The sequence below is a fragment of the Roseobacter sp. N2S genome, from assembly GCF_031454055.1.
GTDB lineage: Bacteria > Pseudomonadota > Alphaproteobacteria > Rhodobacterales > Rhodobacteraceae > Amylibacter.
In genome coordinates this window covers 409,799-428,699 of record NZ_JAVDQB010000002.1, presented here as the reverse complement: position 1 = coordinate 428,699, position 18,901 = coordinate 409,799, and the positions used below count along the sequence as shown (strand labels likewise).

The following is an 18,901-nucleotide window of genomic DNA, read 5'->3' as shown; positions in this document are numbered from 1 at the left end:
CGCGTTCCACCCGCGTGTTGTATCACAAGCGCAAGGAGCCAACACCCCTTGCGCCTGTGGTCGTTTTAACAGGTCGCCTTATTCTGGACCTTACTCTGCCGCGTCCTGATAGCTTTCCATCGGCGGGCAGGCGCAGATCAGATTGCGATCCCCGTAAGCGTTGTCCACACGGTTCACAGGCGACCAGTATTTGTCCACACGGAACGCACCGGGGGGATAGCAGGCCTGTTCCCGTGTGTAGGGGCGATCCCAATCACCGACCAGATCTTCCACCGTGTGGGGCGCGTTTTTCAGCGGGTTGTTGTTGGGATCAATGCGGCCTTCTTCGATGTCTTTTGCTTCGGCATAAATCGCCAGCATGGCATCGCAGAAGCGGTCCAGTTCCGCCTTGGTTTCGGATTCCGTCGGCTCGATCATCAGCGTGCCCGGCACAGGGAAAGACATGGTGGGCGAATGGAACCCGCAGTCGATCAGCCGTTTGGCCACGTCATCAACCGTCACGCCTGCGCTGTCTTTCAGCGGGCGGGTGTCGATGATACATTCATGGGCCACACGCCCGTTCGGACCCTTATAAAGCACGTCAAACGCGCCTTCCAACCGTTTGGCGATGTAATTGGCCGACAGGATCGCCACTTTGGTGGCTTGTGTAAGTCCCTCGCCGCCCATCATCAGGCAATAGGCCCAACTGATCGGCAACAGGGACGGCGACCCGAACGGTGCCGCTGACACCGCACCGGAATTTTGCGCGGTGTCGCCGTCGTGTTGCTGATGGCCTGACAAATGCGGGATCAGGTGGGTTTTCACACCGATTGGCCCCATGCCCGGCCCGCCACCACCGTGGGGGATGCAAAAGGTTTTGTGCAGGTTCAGGTGGGATACATCGCCGCCGATTTTGCCGGGCTGTGACACGCCGACCATGGCGTTCATATTGGCACCGTCCATATAGACCTGACCGCCGAAATCATGGGTGATCTGGCAAACCTCGGTTACGGTGGCTTCAAATACGCCGTGGGTGGACGGATAGGTGATCATGCAGGCCGCCAGATTATCGCCCGCGGCCTCGGCCTTTTTGCGGAAATCAGCCACGTCGATATCGCCGTTTTCTGCCGAGTTCACCACCACAACCTTATAGCCAACCATTTGGGCCGAGGCAGGGTTTGTGCCGTGGGCCGAGGTTGGGATCAAACAGATATTGCGGTGATCATCGCCATTGGCCTTGTGATAGGCACGGATGGTCAGCAGGCCCGCGTATTCACCCTGCGCGCCTGAATTGGGCTGCATGGAAATCGCGTCATAGCCGGTGATCTGGCACAGCTTATCAGACAGATCGTCGATCAGTTCCTGATAGCCCGCTGTCTGATCGGCAGGGGCAAAGGGGTGGATCAGCGAAAACTCGGCCCAAGTGACAGGCATCATTTCCGCCGCCGAATTCAGCTTCATGGTACAAGAGCCCAGCGGGATCATCGCGCGATCCAGCGCCAGATCACGATCCGCCAAACGCCGCATGTAGCGGGTCATTTCCTGTTCCGCGCGGTTCATGTGGAATACGGGATGGGTCAGGTATTCGGACGTGCGCACCATGGCGTCGGGGATGCGGTAACGGGGTGTGAAATCCTCATCCGCGCGGGTCAGTCCGAAAGATTGCCAAACCGCCTCGATTGTTTCGGGGCGGACCCGTTCATCCAGCGTGATGCCGATTTTCGTGTCACCCACTTTGCGGAAATTCAGCCCGTGTTGCACGCCTGACTGCATGATGACCGATTGCAGGTGCCCCACATCCACGGTGATGGTGTCAAAGAAGTGTTCGGGTTCTACCTTTAGCCCCATGCTTTCCAGTCCTTCGGCCATCCGCACGGTTTTGCGGTGGATACGCTGGGCAATGGCTTGCAGGCCCTCTGGCCCGTGGAACACCGCATACATAGACGCCATTACCGCCAGCAAAGCCTGCGCGGTACAGACGTTCGAGGTGGCTTTTTCACGGCGGATATGTTGCTCGCGGGTTTGCAGCGCAAGGCGATAGGCGCGGTTGCCGCGGGCATCAATGGACACCCCGACAAGACGGCCCGGCATGGCGCGTTTATACGCCTCTTTCGTGGCCATATAAGCGGCGTGCGGTCCGCCGTAGCCTTCGGGCACACCAAAGCGTTGGGTCGATCCCACTGCAATATCCGCCCCCATTGCGCCCGGTTCCTTTAACAAGGTCAGGGACAGTGGATCGGCAGAAATAACCCCGATGGCTTTGGCCGCGTGCAGGGCGGTAATCTGGTCTGTAAAGTCGCGGATATGGCCATAGGTGCCGGGGAACTGGAATATGGCGCCAAACACGGATTCCGCGTCAAGGTCGGTTTCAGGGTTGCCAATAATCACTTCAATATCAAGCGGTTCTGCGCGGGTTTTGATCACCGCAATATTTTGTGCATGACAGTTTTCATCCACAAAAAACGCTTTTGATTTTGATTTGGCAACCCGCTGCGCCATGGTCATCGCTTCGGCACAGGCGGTGGATTCATCCAGAAGGGATGCGTTGGCGATTTCAAGACCGGTCAGGTCTGTGACCATGGTTTGAAAGTTCAATAACGCTTCCAGTCGGCCTTGGGAAATTTCGGGCTGATAGGGGGTATACGCGGTGTACCACGCTGGATTTTCAAGGATATTGCGCTGGATCGCGGGCGGGGTCACCGTGCCGTGATAGCCTTGACCGATCAGTGAGTGCAGAACCTTGTTCTTTTCCGCGGTGCGGCGCATGTGAAACAGCACTTCCCGTTCCGATTTGGCGCGTTCCCATGACAGGGGTTCCTTGCGGCGGATTTCATCGGGAACGGTTTCGTCAATCAACGTATCAAGCGAGGCCGTGCCCAGCAGTTTCAGCATATCCGCCATTTCAACGGGCGAGGGACCGATGTGGCGGCGGTTGGCGAAATCATAGGGCAGATAGTCGGTGGCTTTGAACGACATAAGGGGCTCCTTGCGGGACTTTTCTGAGGGGCGGCGCGTTGGGATTTGCGCGGAAGGGGGCTTAACTGTGTTGAAGGATGTTGATCAGGGTTCCGAACGGGTCGTGCACGAAAAAGCGGCGCACGCCCCAGTCTTCTGTTGTCGGGCCATAGGTCGGGGAAAACCCCGCCGCACGGCAGCGGTCAAGGACAGTGTCCAGATTGTCTACTTCAATGGAAATGGCAGGCACGGGGGTGTCATTGCCGCCGTGCTGCATGGTGCTGATCTGGGGCGTGGCAGGGGAAGCCCCGCCAAAGGTTCTGATCCAGCCCATATCCATCAATGTGTCCATTCCCAGAATATCGCCATAAAACGCCTGCGCTTTGGCAGGGTCTTGGCTGGCGATATTGGGAACGATCCGAAGCACCGTCATGGGATCAGGCGATCAGCGCGTTATAAGCGGCTTCGTCCATCATTTCATCCAGATCAGCCATATTGTCTGGCTTCATCTTGAAAAACCACGCCTTGCCCATCGGGTCTTCGTTCACCAGAGTCGGGTTTTCCAACAACTCGCTGTTCACTTCGACGATTTCCCCGTCAATCGGGGCCATGATGTCAGATGCGGCTTTGACGCTTTCGATCACTACGATGTCTTCGTCCTTGGTAACCTCAACGCCCACTTCGGGCAGCTCGACAAACACCAGCTCGCCAAGGGCGTCAGCGGCATGTTTGGTGATACCAACCACCACAATATCGTCTTCGACCAGCAGCCATTCGTGTTCTTCTGTGAATTTCATCTGAGTTGTTCCTGTCAGTTCTGGATGGGTTAGCGTTTAAAGTTTGCGGGGATGAAAGGCAGTGCCGCCACGGTAACGGGCAAGCGTTTGCCGCGCAATTCTGCAAAAAGGGTGGTGTCTGTGGTGGCCAGATCGCTAGTGACATAGCCCATGGCCACAGGGCGGCCCACGGTGGGGCCAAAGCCGCCGGATGTAATGCTGCCAATCTGAAGATCGCTGTTCAATTCGGCAAACAGCGGCGTACCGTCCCGCATGGGCGCGCGGCCTTCGGGGGCGATGCCGACCCGTTTGCGTAGGGTGCCATTGCCCATCTGGTTCAGGATCACCTCTGCGCCGGGAAAGCCGCCTTCACGCGCACCGCCGCTGCGGCGGGCTTTCTGGATCGCCCAGTTCAAAGCGGCCTCGATCGGGGTGGTCTCAAGGTCAATGTCATTGCCGTACAAACACAGCCCCGCTTCAAGCCGCAAGCTGTCACGGGCGCCAAGGCCGATGGCTTCTACCTCATCCATGTCGAGCAGGGTTTTGGCCAGCGGTGTGGCCAGATCGGCCGGAACCGAGATTTCAAACCCGTCCTCGCCAGTATAGCCAGAGCGGGAAATCCACAATTCAGCGCCTTGATAGGGTAGGGTTTTCACATCCATAAAGGACATATCCGTCACGTCAGGTAATAGCCGCAACAGTGCAGTTTCCGCCTGCGGCCCTTGCAAGGCCAGCAATGCGCGGTCGTCAAACATGTGTAGATCACAGGTTTCAGACAAATGGGCCTGCATATGGGCAAAATCCGCGTCCTTGCAGGCGCCGTTCACCACAACAAACAGATGGTCGCCCATATTGGCAAACATCAAATCGTCCAGAATACCGCCCGCTTCATTGGTCAGCATCCCGTAGCGCTGGCGTTGGGGTTTCAGCCCCAGAACATCCATCGGGATCAGGGTTTCCAGCGCCAAAGCCGCGTCTTCGATCCGCCCCGATTTGGCGCGAATGATGACCTGACCCATATGGCTGACATCAAACAGGCCTGCTGCTGTGCGGGTGTGGTTGTGTTCCTTCATCACGCCCAGCGGATATTGCACAGGCATGTCATAGCCTGCAAAGGGCACCGTTTTTGCGCCGTTGTTCACGTGCAAATCATATAGTGGTGTGCGTTTCAGATCGGTCAAATCCGGCCTCCTCGTTGCATCAGCCGGTCGGATTTCCGGCATCGGTTTGGCACACGCCTGTTGCGGTACCACGATGCCCCCTCTGTTCCTTTTGCCTGAGATCGCTATCCCTTCGGCGGACGCAAATGCGCCTCTCTCCAGAGTGTGTAAGATCGGCGGTCCTTTTGCCTGAGAGTTTCCGGGGCGGTTGCTCCTTCGGCACCAGCAAGGCTGGCTTCTCCCGACTCGATCTGCTGTGCACCATAGTATGCAAGCCAAGGCTGATCAAGCTGTCCTTAGGGAATTGCACGCCGGATAGAAACTTTGGATTTCGCTGGAATCCGGATCAATTCGCTGTAGGTTGCAGGCAACCAATCTACATAAGGAGAAAAACAATGCGGTATCTACATACAATGGTGCGTGTCCGTGATCTGGACGAGTCGCTTGATTTCTGGTGCAACAAAATGGGTCTGGTCGAAACCCGCCGTACCGAGGTGCCTGCGGGCAAATTCACGCTGGTTTTTCTGGCAGGCGCTAAAGATGAGGCCCACGCCAAAGAGCATAACGCACCAGAGCTGGAGCTGACCTATAACTGGGGCAGCGAAGAGGTTTATGAAACCGGACGCAGTTGGGGCCATCTGGCTTATAAAGTTGATAACATTTACGAAACCTGTCAGGCGCTGATGGATCAAGGCGTTGTGATCAATCGCCCACCACGCGACGGACGCATGGCTTTCGTTAAATCCCCTGACAATATTTCCATCGAGATTCTGCAAGAAGGCGACGCCCTTGCTCCGGCGGAACCCTGGGCCAGCATGGAAAACACAGGCGAGTGGTAAAGCGGCCATAGGGCGGCCTAAAACCCCTCGGGGTTAACAGGTAAAACACCCCCTGCCTGACTTGCTCGGGCAGGGGGATCGGCAGGAAACCAACGTTTCAGTGCAAAATTAGCAGGGCTTTAGGGTGATCGCCTGATTGACTTTGCCCCAAAATACCCTGTCTTCTTGGGGGCGTTCCAATCCCTTTGCAGGAGCTGATCATGCCGATTTTCAAGACCTCTAGTGGTGACGTCATTGTTAAAAACTGGGGCTATCAGTTACAGGGCAAGGGCGGTTTGGATGCGGCGGAACTTGCCAAAGCGGAACATGATCTGATTGTGATGGATTTTTCCGCGGATGGAACAGGGCGCGCAACATTCACCGCGCAAGAGATTTCAGATATCAAAGACGGGGCAGGCGGGCGATCCGTCGTGGTGTCCTATTTATCCATTGGCGAGGCTTCCGAGTTTCGCGATCACTGGGACAAAAGCTGGACCGAAACCGGCAAAGCCCGCAGCGGCCTCACGGCGAATGCGCCAGACTGGCTGGGCCCCACCAACCCCGACTGGCCCGAAAGCCGCAAAGTGCGCTATTGGGACGAGGACTGGCAGGAAGTGATCTTTAACGAAGCTGGCACCGGTTGGCTGGATAGAATTGTGGATCAGGGGTTTGATGCGGCTTACCTCGATATTGTGGATGCCTATTACTACTGGGCCGTTGAGGTGCCAAAATCCAAACGCATGGCGGGGGATCCTGCTAAGAATGACGAACAGGATGCGGCCCAGAGGATGATTGATTTCATCGTGGATCTGACCGCCCATGCCCGCGAAACCAATCCTGATTTCTTTGTGATCCTGCAAAATGGTGCCTTCCTGTTGGACGCTTTGGCGAATGAAAACGCCCCGCGCAAACAGGCATTGTTAGACGCCATTGGCGCTATCGCGGTTGAGGATGTTTATTTTAATGGGGGCAAGGATGAGAACAACAGGTTCAGACCCGACACCGACGCGATAAAAATCCTGCAAAAGGATTTCCTCGATAATGATATTCCCGTGTTTTCAGTGGATTACCTGAATGTGCCGTCCAAACTGGCCCAATTTGAAACCCGCGCCATATCTGACGGATTTATCCCCTACGCTGCCCATGATCGCGACCTGCGCACCATGGATGACGCGCTGGGCGGGGACAAAGCCACAAAAATGGCTGATGTTCTGGTGGGGACAAGCACAGGCAATCGGATCAACGCAAAGGATGGCAACGATCTGGTTGAGGGTTTAGGCGGCAATGACGTTCTGATCGGCGGCAAAGGGGGTGATCGCCTTTTGGGTGGTACTGGGCGTGATGTTTTGAAAGGCGGGGCAGGTAGCGATCATTTATATGGCGGCGCAGGTGCTGACAGGCTGTGGGGGCTTCGCGGCGCAGATTTTTTGACAGGTGGGGCAGGGGCCGACACCTTTTCTTTCCGGGTCAACGACGGTCTGGACCGCATCACCGATTTTCAATCGGGCATTGACAGTTTACGCCTTGAGAGCGGGCTTTGGGACGGGGATAGATCGGTTTCCGATATTCTGTCTGAATTTGGCAGCCGATCAAAAGGCGCCTATGTGCTGGATTTCGGCTCTGGCGATGGGCTGATCATAAAAGGCGTATTCGCAAGAGACCTAATCGACGATATCGACTTTATCTAGAAAGGGCATCACGCGAACCTGCACCACCCGTTTCACAAAGCCGCGCAGGTGATTGCTGGATAAAACCCCCAAGATTTAGCAATGCACCTGCCCGAATTAGCCCGAAGAATGCGGGTTAGATAAAGTCGGTTTCATCAATATCCGCAAGGATGACACCACCGAGGTCGATGTAATCTGCCACATTTGCAGTGACTGCGGCTCGCACACCCCCGGCGATAGAGGATAGTGTCAGGCCCGCAAAGGTAAGGCCAGAAATCAGGTCAATCATGTCCACGCCATCTTCGAATACGCTGATTGTGTCACCGTCATAACCAAGGCCAAAGACGAAAACATCGCCTCCGCTATTGCCGATTAACGTGTCATTGCCAGCCCCGCCGTCCAACGTGTCGTCACCGCTCAACCCGTTTAGGTAATCATTGCCCGCGCCGCCGTTTAGCCGATCCCCCGCATCGTTCGCTCCAATCAGTAGGTCATTGTGGGAGGAGCCGATCACTGTTTCGATGTCGTTTAGGACATCGCCTTGCGCATCGCCTCCTTCGCCCGTACCGTTCCACAGGCGCACCGTCACGCGGGCGCTGCTGGCGGAGTAATCCACCGTATCACTATCCGCGCCGCCATACATAGTATCAGCCCCGTCACCGCCAGCAAAAATGTCGTTGCCCGCTCCGCCGTCGAGTGTGTCGTTGCCGCTCAAGCTGTTCAGATAATCATTGCCCGCGCCGCCGCTGAGTAGATTTCCAACACCATTGGCACCGATCAGCACGTCATTGTAGGAAGAACCTGTGATGTTTTCGATGTTGCTGAGCACATCGCCTTGCGCATCGCCGCCGATACCTGTGCCATTCCACAAGCGCACGACTACACCCGACTCGCTGTCCGAATAATCAGCGGTGTCTTCGCCCGAACTCCCCTCAAGCGTATCCGCGCCGAGCCCTCCGCTGAGTGTGTCGTTGCCACTCAAGCTGTTCAGATAATCATTGCCCGCGCCGCCGCTGAGTAGATTTCCAACACTATCGGCACCGATCAGCACGTCATTGTAGGCCGACCCAGTGACGGTTTCGATACTGCTGAGTACATCCCCTGCGCATCGCCTCCTTCGCCCGTACCGTTCCACAGGCGCACCGTCACGCGGGCGCTGCTGGCGGAGTAATCCACCGTATCACTATCCGCGCCGCCATACATTGTATCAGCCCCGTCACCGCCAGCAAAAATGTCGTTGCCCGCTCCGCCATCGAGTGTGTCGTTGCCGCTCAAGCTGTTCAGATAATCATTGCCCGCGCCGCCGCTGAGTAGATTTCCAACACCATTGGCACCGATCAGCACGTCATTGTAGGAAGAACCTGTGATGTTTTCGATGCTGTTGAGTACATCCCCCTGAGCATCGCCTCCTTCGCCCGTGCCATTCCACAAGCGTATAATGACACGCTCGCTGCTGTCTGAATAGTTTGCGGTATCGTTGCCTGTTCCGCCGTCTAACGTGTCTCCGCCGGTCCCGCCGAAAAGGTAATCGTCGCCATCGCCGCCATAAAGTGTGTCATTGCCATTGCCTCCCATCAGGGAATCGTCGTTGATGAACACACCACCATCCCCATCCCCGCCCAAAACCGGCGGATCAATCACTGTGATGTGCAAATCATAGCCAGCCCCAGCTAAAAGGCTGGAACTGCTGGTGTTGGAGGCCCACTGGCCGACCTCTATAAAATAGGTGCCAGTTGTTTCGGCAACATGCGCAAGTAGTGAATCCCTGACGCCAGAAGTTCCCACATCAACCGAGTTGTCATCGTTGAAAATAAGGCGAACTCCACCGGCATCGTAAAGGCTGATAAAGGAATCCAAATTTGATGTCGCATCCATGTCAAAGATCAGGCTGGACCCTGCATTAACCGTTACTGAATACCATTGTGTTGCGCCTGCAGACCCATCGCTGTAGCGTAGGGTTACATGGGGGCTGGTTGCGGAATGTTGTATATTTGCGTTGGTTGATTGTGCAAAAGCGCCCGTTACATCCAGCGCTGAGCCCATTGAGTCATAACTGTTGTCGGTCAGTATTGTTCCCGATCCCGAAAGGGTGACGCCACTGCCCGCATTGGCAATTTCGTCGCCATAAATAAGATCGTCATCAGCGCCGCCATCAAGCGTGTCAGACCCAAATCCGCCAACCAAAGTATCATCACCATCTGAGGTGATGAAAACGTTAGTAACACGGTTTCCGACCACAAGATCGTTGCCGGTTCCGGAATTTACATTTTCAACAAGTGATGCTGCATTATCGTTGTAAAGCAATGCGTTAAAGACATTGCCCCGAGACATGTTTCCGTCACCCAGATTGGACAGCTGTGCCGTATCAAGTACCGACCAAGCCCCGGGCGCCAGATCAATGGAAAGATCCGTTTCATAGTTGGTCAGATCAAATGTATCTATTCCACCGCCGTCCCAAAGGGTCATGAAAATACGGTTTGCACCAGCTGCCCCCTGGCCAACGTCGTCAATGAACATCTCGCCTGTATCGCTGTCCCAACGGTAGGTGTTAGCGCCGCTGTTTTCGGCATAATTGGCGCCATAAAGTTCTTGCAAGGCTGCGATATCATACATCATTAACGTCTGGGCATAGGAAATGTTTCGTTGTTTGACCCCGATGTAGTGTCACCAATATAGGTATGATAGGTCATGATCGAAAATTCACTGGAATTACGATCTGCCGTTAGGGATCTACCGGTAAAAGAGCCGGAAATACTGTCTGGATTGTGACCATGAGCCAGTCCCATTGTATGGCCGGTTTCGTGAATGATCGTGTGCCAGGTATAGGTGCCGCGCACGGGCGTATCGCTATAATTGCTATCACGATACCACTGATGGCCCTCGTTGACTGTGTACCCCGGGAAACGGCCGCTTGCTGTGTTGATGCTGGTGTCATTGGTTTGGGCAAACACAATATCCGCAGGGGTTGTTGTGCTTGGCGTGATTTCCGTCAAAGTCAGACCTGAAACTCCGCCAAACATATCCAAAACGGTGCGCGCTGCAGTTTGCATACTGGCGGTAAATGCCACAAAATTAGACACATAACCTTGGTCGAAATAACCCGGGCTGATCTCATAGGGGTTGTCGGTATAATAACTGCTTAAGGTTGGAAATGTATAAGTCAGCGAAGTCGTATTCCAACTTGTGCCGAATAAAATTGCATCCGTGTTTTGCACCCCGGTGTTGGTGACGGTGCTTACCCCGTCTGCGGCCAAATGATCTGAAACAACGGATTGCGGGCTCAGCCCCATGTCACATAAAACGCACATAAAAAATATCCCTTTAAAAATACTTCCGCTAGCCTGCCCCTGAAATCCCTTCAGACTTGTGCGGAATGTTTTATCCGAAATTTTTGACCTTTTGAGGTGATTTTGTCCACCAAGACTTTTTGTTTAAATTCAATAAGGGCGCGATTCCAATTGCCGTTAATAAGGCAAAAGGCGCGAATTTTCCGGTCTTCAATTGGTCAAACTACCCAATTCACCCCCACAACGCGGACAGTTTGTTTCGACGGTCCAAGCTGCTCGATTGTATTTGTATTACATGCGCAAGGCGGGTTCGTATGTTGGTTTTAAGACTGCTGTCTGACAGGATGTTTGTATGTTTTACTTGCCTTCGAAAAGTTAAAGTCCTGAACGCTGGATCGGAATGGCATTTCTGTATTAAGGCAAAATACGGTTCTCCATGGCTTGTTCGGTCAAAAACGGAGGGCAAACACGCGAGATGCACCACACATCCAAATAAACCAATTTTGAGATTTTATTGGTGCACCCGACACGATTCGAACGTGTGGCCTCTGCCTTCGGAGGGCAGCGCTCTATCCAGCTGAGCTACGGGTGCCTGAGCGGGGGTATAGGGGGTTCCGGTCGCGGGTTCAATTGGGTTTTTTCCAGAACGGTGTTTTTCTGTGGAGCGGTGCGATTCAAGCCTGCAACGGGTTTTCAGACGTCGATCAACCCGTCCCGTACGGCGCGGATTACCAGGCTGGCCGTTGAATTCACGCCGAGTTTACGCATCAACGTAGTGCGGTGGCTGTCTACGGTTTTGGGACTGATGCCCAGACGCTCAGCCGATTTGGCATTTGTCAGGCCTTTGGCAATGCAGCTAAGCACCTCCAACTCGCGGCGGGACAGGTATTGGGGCGTGCGGGCTTCTTGTAGATGGGCTTCACAGATAGGGCAGAACAGGGTTTCCCCTGCGACGATCCGCAAAAATCCATCGCACAAAAGGGCAGGGGCAGAAGATTTCATAAACAACCCATGCACCCCTGCATCACGCAATTGGTGCAGCAGGTCGGTGTTGGGGGTTCCGGTCACAATGGCCGTGCGGGTTTGAGGGGACCAGCGCGACGCTTCGAGGAACACTTCAAGCCCATTTGCATCTGGCATGGCAAAATCGAGAACCAGCAGATCGGGGTGTAACCGGCGCGCCAGTGCAATCGCCTCTAGCCCGCTGGTGGTTGTGGCCACCACATCAAAACCGCCGTGGTCGCGAAGAACCTGCGCCATGCCACCGACCGTAATGGCGTGATCGTCTGCGATAAGAACTCGGCTAGCTAAAATATCAAGAAATCCTTACGCTAAGTTTTATTATGACCCGAACGCTATTTTCAATCCTATTCCCCGTCTACTTGTTTTTGGCATTTTGTCTGGCAAGCGGTGCTGCCAAGGCGCAGCCCAGTGAACCCATAACTGTAGCTGAAATCGCGACACACACACAGATGCGCGGCCATGTGGACTATTATCTAGATCCCGAACAAACGCTGACTTTCGAACAGGTGTCCGCGCCAGATTTTGCGCTAAAATTCAAACCCATCTTAACCAAAACTGCCGATTTTGGATATACATCGGATAGCATCTGGTTGCGGTTTAGGGTTCAGTCCACGCCGCAAGCGGGCGAAATATGGCGGCTACATTTTCGCGAGAATTTTTTGAAGATCCTTGATGTGTATCAAGTTCCCCAATCGGGCCCTGCCAGACTGTTAGAACATCACACGCCGGACTCGCCATTTGGCGCGCGTACGATCCGTTACCCCGAGGTGGTTGTCGGATTTCAAATGTCGCCAGCACAGACGGATCAGTTCTTTATCAAATACCAGTCCGGTGGCTCCAGCCAGTTGTCATTTACTGTGCGTTCGGAACAGGAATTCACAGCGCTCGCTGCCCGAAAAACGGCGAAAAACTTCATCTATTACGGCATGTTACTGCTTCTTGTCTTGATCTCCTTTGCAGCATTTATCGCCACCCGGCAGGGAATTTTCGCGGCCTACAGCGCCTATGGCGGCTTTGGGCTGTTGTTCATCATGCACGGCGACGGCAATGCGTTTCAATATATCTGGCCCAATCTTCCGCTGTTCAACGGCTATGCCTCTATTCTGCTGGGATCGGGGCTGATCGCAAGCGGTGCCAATTTTGCCCGTTTGTTCCTGTCCACTCGCAAATATCACCCTGTGCTTAACAAGCTGTTACTGGCGCTTATTTTGGGGGAGCTGATACTGGTGGCCTCAACGGTGGTTGTGGATACGCAACTGATTAAAAAGCTGCTGGTGCTGCTGGCCTTATTCGGAGCCGTGCTGTTCACCGTGTCTGGCCTGATCGCTGCGCGGACCCGTTTTAAAGAAGTGCGCTTCTTTGTGATCGCTTGGACGGGCGCGGTGATTTCCAGCGCGATCATGACCTCGCGCCACTGGTTTGGCATCGAAATCTCGGAAGAAGTGCAATTTGACAGTATGCGCATCGTCTTTGTGCTGGATGCGGCGTTGATGGGGGCGGCTATTCTGGACCGTTTTAATCAAATGCGTCACGCGCAGGGGCAGGCGCTTCAGTCCAGCCTGCAAGAAGCACAGCGCAATCTGGCCATGTCGGGCCGGTTGCGTGCACTGGAAAACAAATACGCGCTGGCGGTCAAGCTGGCAGATCACACAGAAAAGCGGCTGACAGATACGGTACATGATCTGCGCCAACCGCTCCACGCGCTGCGACTGAACATCCAACGGTTGATGGACGGGCAAGTGGCGGGTGACGGGGCGGTGAACCCCGATCAGATCGAAGAAACTTTCGGATATTTGGAGACTCTCGTGTCAAAAGAACTGGACCCCGTATCACAGAGCGGCATACCATCTGTGCAAGACGATAGCCAAGCCCCCGTAAATATGAGGGAAATCCTGCAAAACGTGCATGAAATGTTTCAGGCGGATGCCAGTGCAAAAGGGCTGGACCTGCGTGTGATCCCAAGTTCCGAACCGGTCGCATTGCCCGCACTTGATCTGATGCGGATCGTCACAAATTTGGTGTCTAACGCCATAAAATACACTGAAAAGGGTGCTGTTCTGTTTGGCTTGCGCCACCGAGACGGTGCTCTTTGGCTTGAGGTTCACGACACTGGTGTCGGCCTGCCACCGGATGCGTTTCACAAAGTCCTGATGCGGGCCGTGCGCGGTGATGATCTGAATGGTGCAGAGGGTCACGGACTCGGCCTGTCCATTGTTCAGGGTTTATTGGAAAAACATGAATTGCAACTGGACGCCAACATACGCCCGAGCGGTGGCACCTGTGTCCGCGTTATGCTGCGCCGCGCCGCCGAAGATTAACCCCTTACCACTCCGCTTCTTTCGAGCCGAAATACCTCCCGCGCGGAGCGCATTTATCTTGCCGGCTCCAAAGGCGCTGACATTTTGAAAATTGGGGTGATCACCTGATACCCAAAAAACACCTGAAAAGCTAACCTAACGTAAGGCGTAATTTTCTGCGCTCTTAAGTGAATTGCATTTTCAGGGGCGCGTGCCCTGACCCACAGATTTGGAGCATGTCCCATGGCAGCCGGCAGCGAACTACTGGATTTTAAGGAAAACCTGACCGAGACAAAAGAAAATGTCATCGAGGTCCGCTCTGAAGTGAAGGACATCAAAAGTGATGTAAAACTAGCCCGTCAGGCGCTGGAATATGTGGAGAAGATCGAAGACCAAGCCGATGATTTTGGCAAACAGGTGGATGCCATGCTGCTGACTGTCAAAGTGATGAGTCAGGCCGGGCCCTTCAAGCTGGTCGCCAAAGTGGCCAAATCGGTTTTGGAGAAAGTCAAAACCGTCGCCGATAAACTAGAAGAAAAAGCCCATGATCTGAAGGTTAAGATCGAAGAGGGCAAATATATTGAAAAGCTGAAAAAAGCCGAAGAGAAACTGTCCGCGCTTGAAAGCAAACTCTTGCGGGTGGCGATCAAAGTGGACGCGGTTGAAGAGTCCACCGAAGAGATGATCGACACTTTTGACACGGTGGATGATCTGGACGGCCCTGATCTGGACACGCTGAAACCCCTGTCCGACACGGCTGAAACCTTTACAGACCCGCTGAATGACGTGCTCGAAGGGTTGAATGGCACTTATGATGATATCAAGGCCGAGCTGGATGATTTCACCTCTGCCTTCCAGCCCTCGGGGCTGAACCCGCTGGTGTCTGTGGCCTTTGAATTCCGCAAAATTTCTGACAGTCTTGGTTTTTTGAAAGCCCCGCTTAATATCGTCTATTCGGCATTAAAACCCATTGAACCCATCCTGGACGCGGTAGGGTTCATCTTTAAAATCACGGTGGAGCCGGTTCTGAATTTCATTCTGGATAAAACCGGAATCAATGACCTGCTGGACGCTATGGCGGAGAAAATTTCTGAGGCTTTGCCAGACATAGACGTACTGAACGGGATCGAGTCCAAAATAGATGCGATTTTCGCGAAATTCGGCCAGTTGGGTGATTTGATCACGGTGGACGGTTGGGATCTGGATCTGGACGGGCTGCTGGATGATTTGCTGGACAAAGTGTTTGAGGAATTCGGCAATGAACCAACCGACCAGATCATCATTGGCAGTGCAGGTGCGGATGACCTGACAGGCACCGAATTTGCCGATGTGATCAACGGGCGCGCAGGCAATGACACGATTACAGCCAACGGCGGCGACGATCTGATTTTTGCCACGGCAGGCAATGACACGATTTACGGCGGCGCAGGGGATCAAGACCGGATGCGGTTTTCCGGCGACCTGTCCGAATATTCCTTCTTTCGAACCGAGGATCTGGCGGGGCTGGTATTCTTCCACCAAAACCCAAGCAACAGCTATCGCACCAACGGGTATGAAACGGTTTTCGGGGTAGAGGATTTCTATTTCGGCACCGACCATTTCACCTATGACGACCTGATCGAAAACGTAAAAACCGCGATCTCATCTGTGTTGGATGGAACCCAAGGCAATGATTTTCTTTATGCGGGTAATTTTGCGACAACGATCAACGGGCTGGGGGGGGATGACCGGATCACCGGATCGCAATTTGACGATACGTTTTACGGCGGCAACGGGGATGACGTGTTCATTTCCAAACGGGGGGCGGATGTCATCTATGGTGGCGCGGGCAACGACACGTGGTTGTTCCCGACAGACCCCAGTGGCAACTCCCTGACGCTGGTTGATCTGGCCACAGGGGATGCATGGGACGGACGAGAGCACGATACGCTGTACAGCATTGAAAACGTCATCATGCGAGACAATCGGGATACGGAATTACGCGGCAATGACATCGCCAACAAACTGGTAGGCAACACGGGTGATGACTATATTGACGGTAAGGGCGGCGACGATCAAATCTTTGGCGGTGACGGCAAGGATGTACTAGCGGGCGGGCTCGGTCAGGACAGTCTTTATGGCGGCGACGGGTTTGACAAACTGGTTGGGGGCGGCACACCCATAGACGGCAAAGGCGATTTCTTTGATGGTGGAGAGGGCGGTGACTGGCTGACCTATTCGTCAAGTCCGATCAGCTATGGCTCTTTTAAACGCAGCGATTCCCAGCCCGAGACCGACAGCCTGCGGATTTACGGCGGCACGGGGCGGGTCGAGCGGTTGGATGCCAGCGGGACCACTGTGCTGGCCACCGATAGTTTCATCGGAATATCCAAGGTAATCGGCTCTGACAGGGCGGACACTTTGTATGGCGCGTCCAACCCCGATGATTTGAGCGTGATGATCGACGGGGGCGGGGGCGATGATATCCTGTATTCCAACGGCGCACCGGATGTGAACGGCGGTGCGGGCGATGACCTGATTTATCTGACCTTGCCTGAAAACCTTTATAATAACACTAATTTTGACGGGGGGGGCGGGTTTGACACGCTTGATACCCGCGGTCTGGATGATGTGCGGTTCTATCTGCGTAAAGTCGGCGCAATCGGGTCCAGCTTTCGCGGCTTTGATGCCTCTGAAAGCAGCGCGCTCGGGGTTGAGGATGATTTGAACGAATCCTATGCCTCGCAACTGTTCAGCGGGACGTTGAACGGTATAGATGTGCTGCATCTTGGGGATTTGGCGGATGAGGTCCAGTTGCTGGGCAATGAACGCATGACCATTTACGGCGGCGGCGGCAATGATGTTCTGATCCGCGACCAATCCGTCGATGGCTCAACCTTTGCCGAACTCTATGGCGGCGCAGGGGACGATTACATGCGGCTTAAGGACTTTGGTTATTTATATGGTGGTGCTGGCAGTGACACGATGGTCCTGGCCACTGGTGGCAGCGGCAATGACATGACGGCCAATGGCGGCGCGGATGATGATTATATTCAGGTGCAGCGGTTTGAAGGCACAATCACAGGGGGCGCGGGGTATGACCGCATTTTCTTTGATCTTAGCAGCCACACCAGAGCACCAAAAATTGTAACCGTTGATTTGCAGGCAGGCACGATTGTGGCCGACGGTGAAAATAACGAAATCCACGCCGAGGTGGCAGGCTTTGAAGAGTTGATCGGCAATGACTACGCGGATCGCAGTGACAAGTTTTACGGCACCGAGGGATCGGAACGGTTTCTGGGTCTTGCAGGGGCTGACACGCTTGATGGTCGCGGTGGCGCGGATCAGTTGTTTGGCGGGCAAGGCAGCGACAGGCTTTATGGCGGTGACGGGGATGACCTGTTGCATGGCGGCGGCGGGACGGATTCGCTTTATGGTGGTGCAGGGCAAGACACCGCGTCTTATGCCACGGCCGCGCCCAATGACAGTAAAGGCGATGTGGTGGCTGAAAACTTTGGCGCAATCACCGCAAATCTGCAATTGGGCACCGTGACGGGAACGCATGGCACAGATCGCCTGTTTGACATTGAAAACCTCACTGGCAGCAGTGCGGGCGACACCATCACCGGATCATCCGAACGCAACGCGCTGACGGGCGGCGCAGGGGATGATTTGCTGTATGGCGGCGATGGAAATGACGCGCTGAATGTGGGGATCGGGAATGATTTCGCTTATGGCGGCGCGGGCGATGATAGTTTTTCGTTGGATGAAGGTGATAACAGTTTCTTTGGCGGTACGGGGCACGATACGCTTGTGCTGGGCAGCAATGCGGGGGAAATCAACCTGAACTTTGCGCAGGACCGCTATACCGCTGCATTGCGGGTCAATCGCCCTGCATGGCAGGACACAGGTGACACCGAAGCGCGGGTGTTCGACGGTGTTGCGCTGACGCCCCAGGACGTTCTGGAAACAGAACGGCTGTTTGCGGATGCGGCCAGTGATCTGACCATCGCCCTACCAGACCCGGATGACGCCGAGGCTGCCCGCTTTCAGATCAAACTGAACGTTGTCACCAGCCCGACATTTGAAGGCAGCTTTGACGGGGTGGAACATTTTGTCGGGGGCACGGGGCAGGTCAATTTGAACATGTGGCTGGCGGATGGGCAACAAAGCTATGACGGCAGTGCTGGGCGCAAAGACGTGCTCGACTTCAGCGCCTTTGAAACTGGGCTGTCATATAACATGCGCACAGGTGAAACCGACAGTCAGTATCTGGAAGGTGACAGCCTGAGTTTCCTCGACAAGATCAAGGGCAGCCGTTTTGATGACAGCTTTAAAGGCGATGGACGGGGGAATGAAATTCTGGGGCGGAACGGCGCGGACAAACTGGTTGGCTATAACGGCAAGGACCAGTTGTTTGGCGGAGCGCAGGATGACAGGCTGTTTGGCGGCAAAGGCAAAGACAAGGCGCTGGGCGGCACTGGCGATGACCTTCTTTCTGGGGGTGCCGGCAATGATCTGCTGCGCGGTGACAAAGGCCGCGACCTTTTGAACGGCAACAGTGGTGATGATCTGCTTATGGGCGGTAAAGGTGGTGATCGCCTGAACGGCGGCGGCGGCCATGACACCCTGATTGGCGGTGCAGGACGCGAAGTGATGACAGGGGGTAAAGGTGCAGATGTATTTGCCTTTAACAGCCCGTCGGACAGCACGAGCTCGAGTATCGACAAAATCACCGATTTCGGGCGGGGCAGGGATGTGATCGACCTGTCAAAGCTAGAGGGCACCTTTACCTTCCTGCATAAAGCGGCCTTCACTGGTGCAGGAAAAGAGGTGAATTTTGTCAGGGACGGCGGGGATACCATTGTCCAGATAGACAGCAACGGCGATGGGCTTGCGGATATGAAAATCACCCTCAACGATTTTGGCGGACTGAATGGCGGAGACTTTATCTTATAGT

12 protein-coding genes, 1 tRNA gene and 1 riboswitch are annotated in these 18,901 nt (G+C 54.6%); of the genes, 4 read left to right on the top strand and 9 right to left on the bottom strand.

The features are described from left to right. Nucleotides 1-90: 90 nt before the first annotated feature. The 4 genes from gcvP to gcvT form a co-directional block, all read right to left on the bottom strand. Nucleotides 91-2,955: an aminomethyl-transferring glycine dehydrogenase gene (gene gcvP / locus GGE09_RS07845; protein WP_309745553.1), complete on the bottom strand. Its 2,865-nt coding sequence runs from the start codon at nucleotides 2,953-2,955 to the stop codon at nucleotides 91-93. A gap of 61 nt (nucleotides 2,956-3,016) precedes the next feature. Further along, a complete protein-coding gene (locus tag GGE09_RS07840; protein ID WP_309745552.1) occupies nucleotides 3,017-3,367 on the bottom strand; it encodes a VOC family protein in 351 nt (116 codons plus the stop codon). A gap of 4 nt (nucleotides 3,368-3,371) precedes the next feature. Then, nucleotides 3,372-3,731, bottom strand: coding sequence for a glycine cleavage system protein GcvH (gene gcvH / locus GGE09_RS07835; protein ID WP_309745551.1), 360 nt, complete (start codon nucleotides 3,729-3,731; stop codon nucleotides 3,372-3,374). A 29-nt stretch (nucleotides 3,732-3,760) separates the two neighbouring features. Continuing rightward, nucleotides 3,761-4,891: a glycine cleavage system aminomethyltransferase GcvT gene (gene gcvT, locus GGE09_RS07830; RefSeq protein WP_309745550.1), complete on the bottom strand. Its 1,131-nt coding sequence runs from the start codon at nucleotides 4,889-4,891 to the stop codon at nucleotides 3,761-3,763. A gap of 146 nt (nucleotides 4,892-5,037) precedes the next feature. Further along, nucleotides 5,038-5,124: riboswitch (glycine riboswitch) on the bottom strand. Nucleotides 5,125-5,265: 141 nt separating this feature from the next. Here gcvT and GGE09_RS07825 point away from each other — a divergent pair. Next, nucleotides 5,266-5,709 carry a VOC family protein gene (locus tag GGE09_RS07825; protein ID WP_309745549.1) on the top strand — a complete coding sequence of 148 codons (444 nt, stop codon included), beginning with the start codon at nucleotides 5,266-5,268 and terminating at the stop codon, nucleotides 5,707-5,709. A 200-nt stretch (nucleotides 5,710-5,909) separates the two neighbouring features. Next, a complete protein-coding gene (locus tag GGE09_RS07820; protein ID WP_309745548.1) occupies nucleotides 5,910-7,376 on the top strand; it encodes an MJ1477/TM1410 family putative glycoside hydrolase in 1,467 nt (488 codons plus the stop codon). A 115-nt stretch (nucleotides 7,377-7,491) separates the two neighbouring features. On the opposite strand, the gene GGE09_RS07815 is transcribed toward GGE09_RS07820, so the two are convergent. The 5 genes from GGE09_RS07815 to GGE09_RS07795 form a co-directional block, all read right to left on the bottom strand. Next, entirely contained in the window at nucleotides 7,492-8,406 is a 915-nt protein-coding gene (locus tag GGE09_RS07815; protein WP_309745547.1) for a calcium-binding protein, read from the bottom strand. Further along, nucleotides 8,400-9,968: a M10 family metallopeptidase C-terminal domain-containing protein gene (locus tag GGE09_RS07810; protein WP_309745546.1), complete on the bottom strand. Its 1,569-nt coding sequence runs from the start codon at nucleotides 9,966-9,968 to the stop codon at nucleotides 8,400-8,402. Before GGE09_RS07810 ends, GGE09_RS07815 begins: the two co-directional genes overlap by 7 nt. Before the next feature lie 2 nt (nucleotides 9,969-9,970). After that, nucleotides 9,971-10,663: a hypothetical protein gene (locus GGE09_RS07805; RefSeq protein ID WP_309745545.1), complete on the bottom strand. Its 693-nt coding sequence runs from the start codon at nucleotides 10,661-10,663 to the stop codon at nucleotides 9,971-9,973. A gap of 494 nt (nucleotides 10,664-11,157) precedes the next feature. After that, nucleotides 11,158-11,234 (bottom strand) — tRNA-Arg (locus GGE09_RS07800). Nucleotides 11,235-11,335: 101 nt separating this feature from the next. Next, nucleotides 11,336-11,935, bottom strand: coding sequence for a response regulator transcription factor (locus GGE09_RS07795; protein WP_309745799.1), 600 nt, complete (start codon nucleotides 11,933-11,935; stop codon nucleotides 11,336-11,338). Nucleotides 11,936-11,985: 50 nt separating this feature from the next. On the opposite strand from GGE09_RS07795, the gene GGE09_RS07790 reads away from it, so the two are divergent. Together GGE09_RS07790 and GGE09_RS07785 are read left to right on the top strand one after the other, a co-directional pair. Beyond that, nucleotides 11,986-13,983, top strand: coding sequence for a sensor histidine kinase (locus tag GGE09_RS07790; RefSeq protein WP_309745544.1), 1,998 nt, complete (start codon nucleotides 11,986-11,988; stop codon nucleotides 13,981-13,983). 222 nt (nucleotides 13,984-14,205) lie between these two features. Next, entirely contained in the window at nucleotides 14,206-18,900 is a 4,695-nt protein-coding gene (locus GGE09_RS07785) for a M10 family metallopeptidase C-terminal domain-containing protein (protein ID WP_309745543.1), read from the top strand. Nucleotide 18,901: the final 1 nt, after the last annotated feature.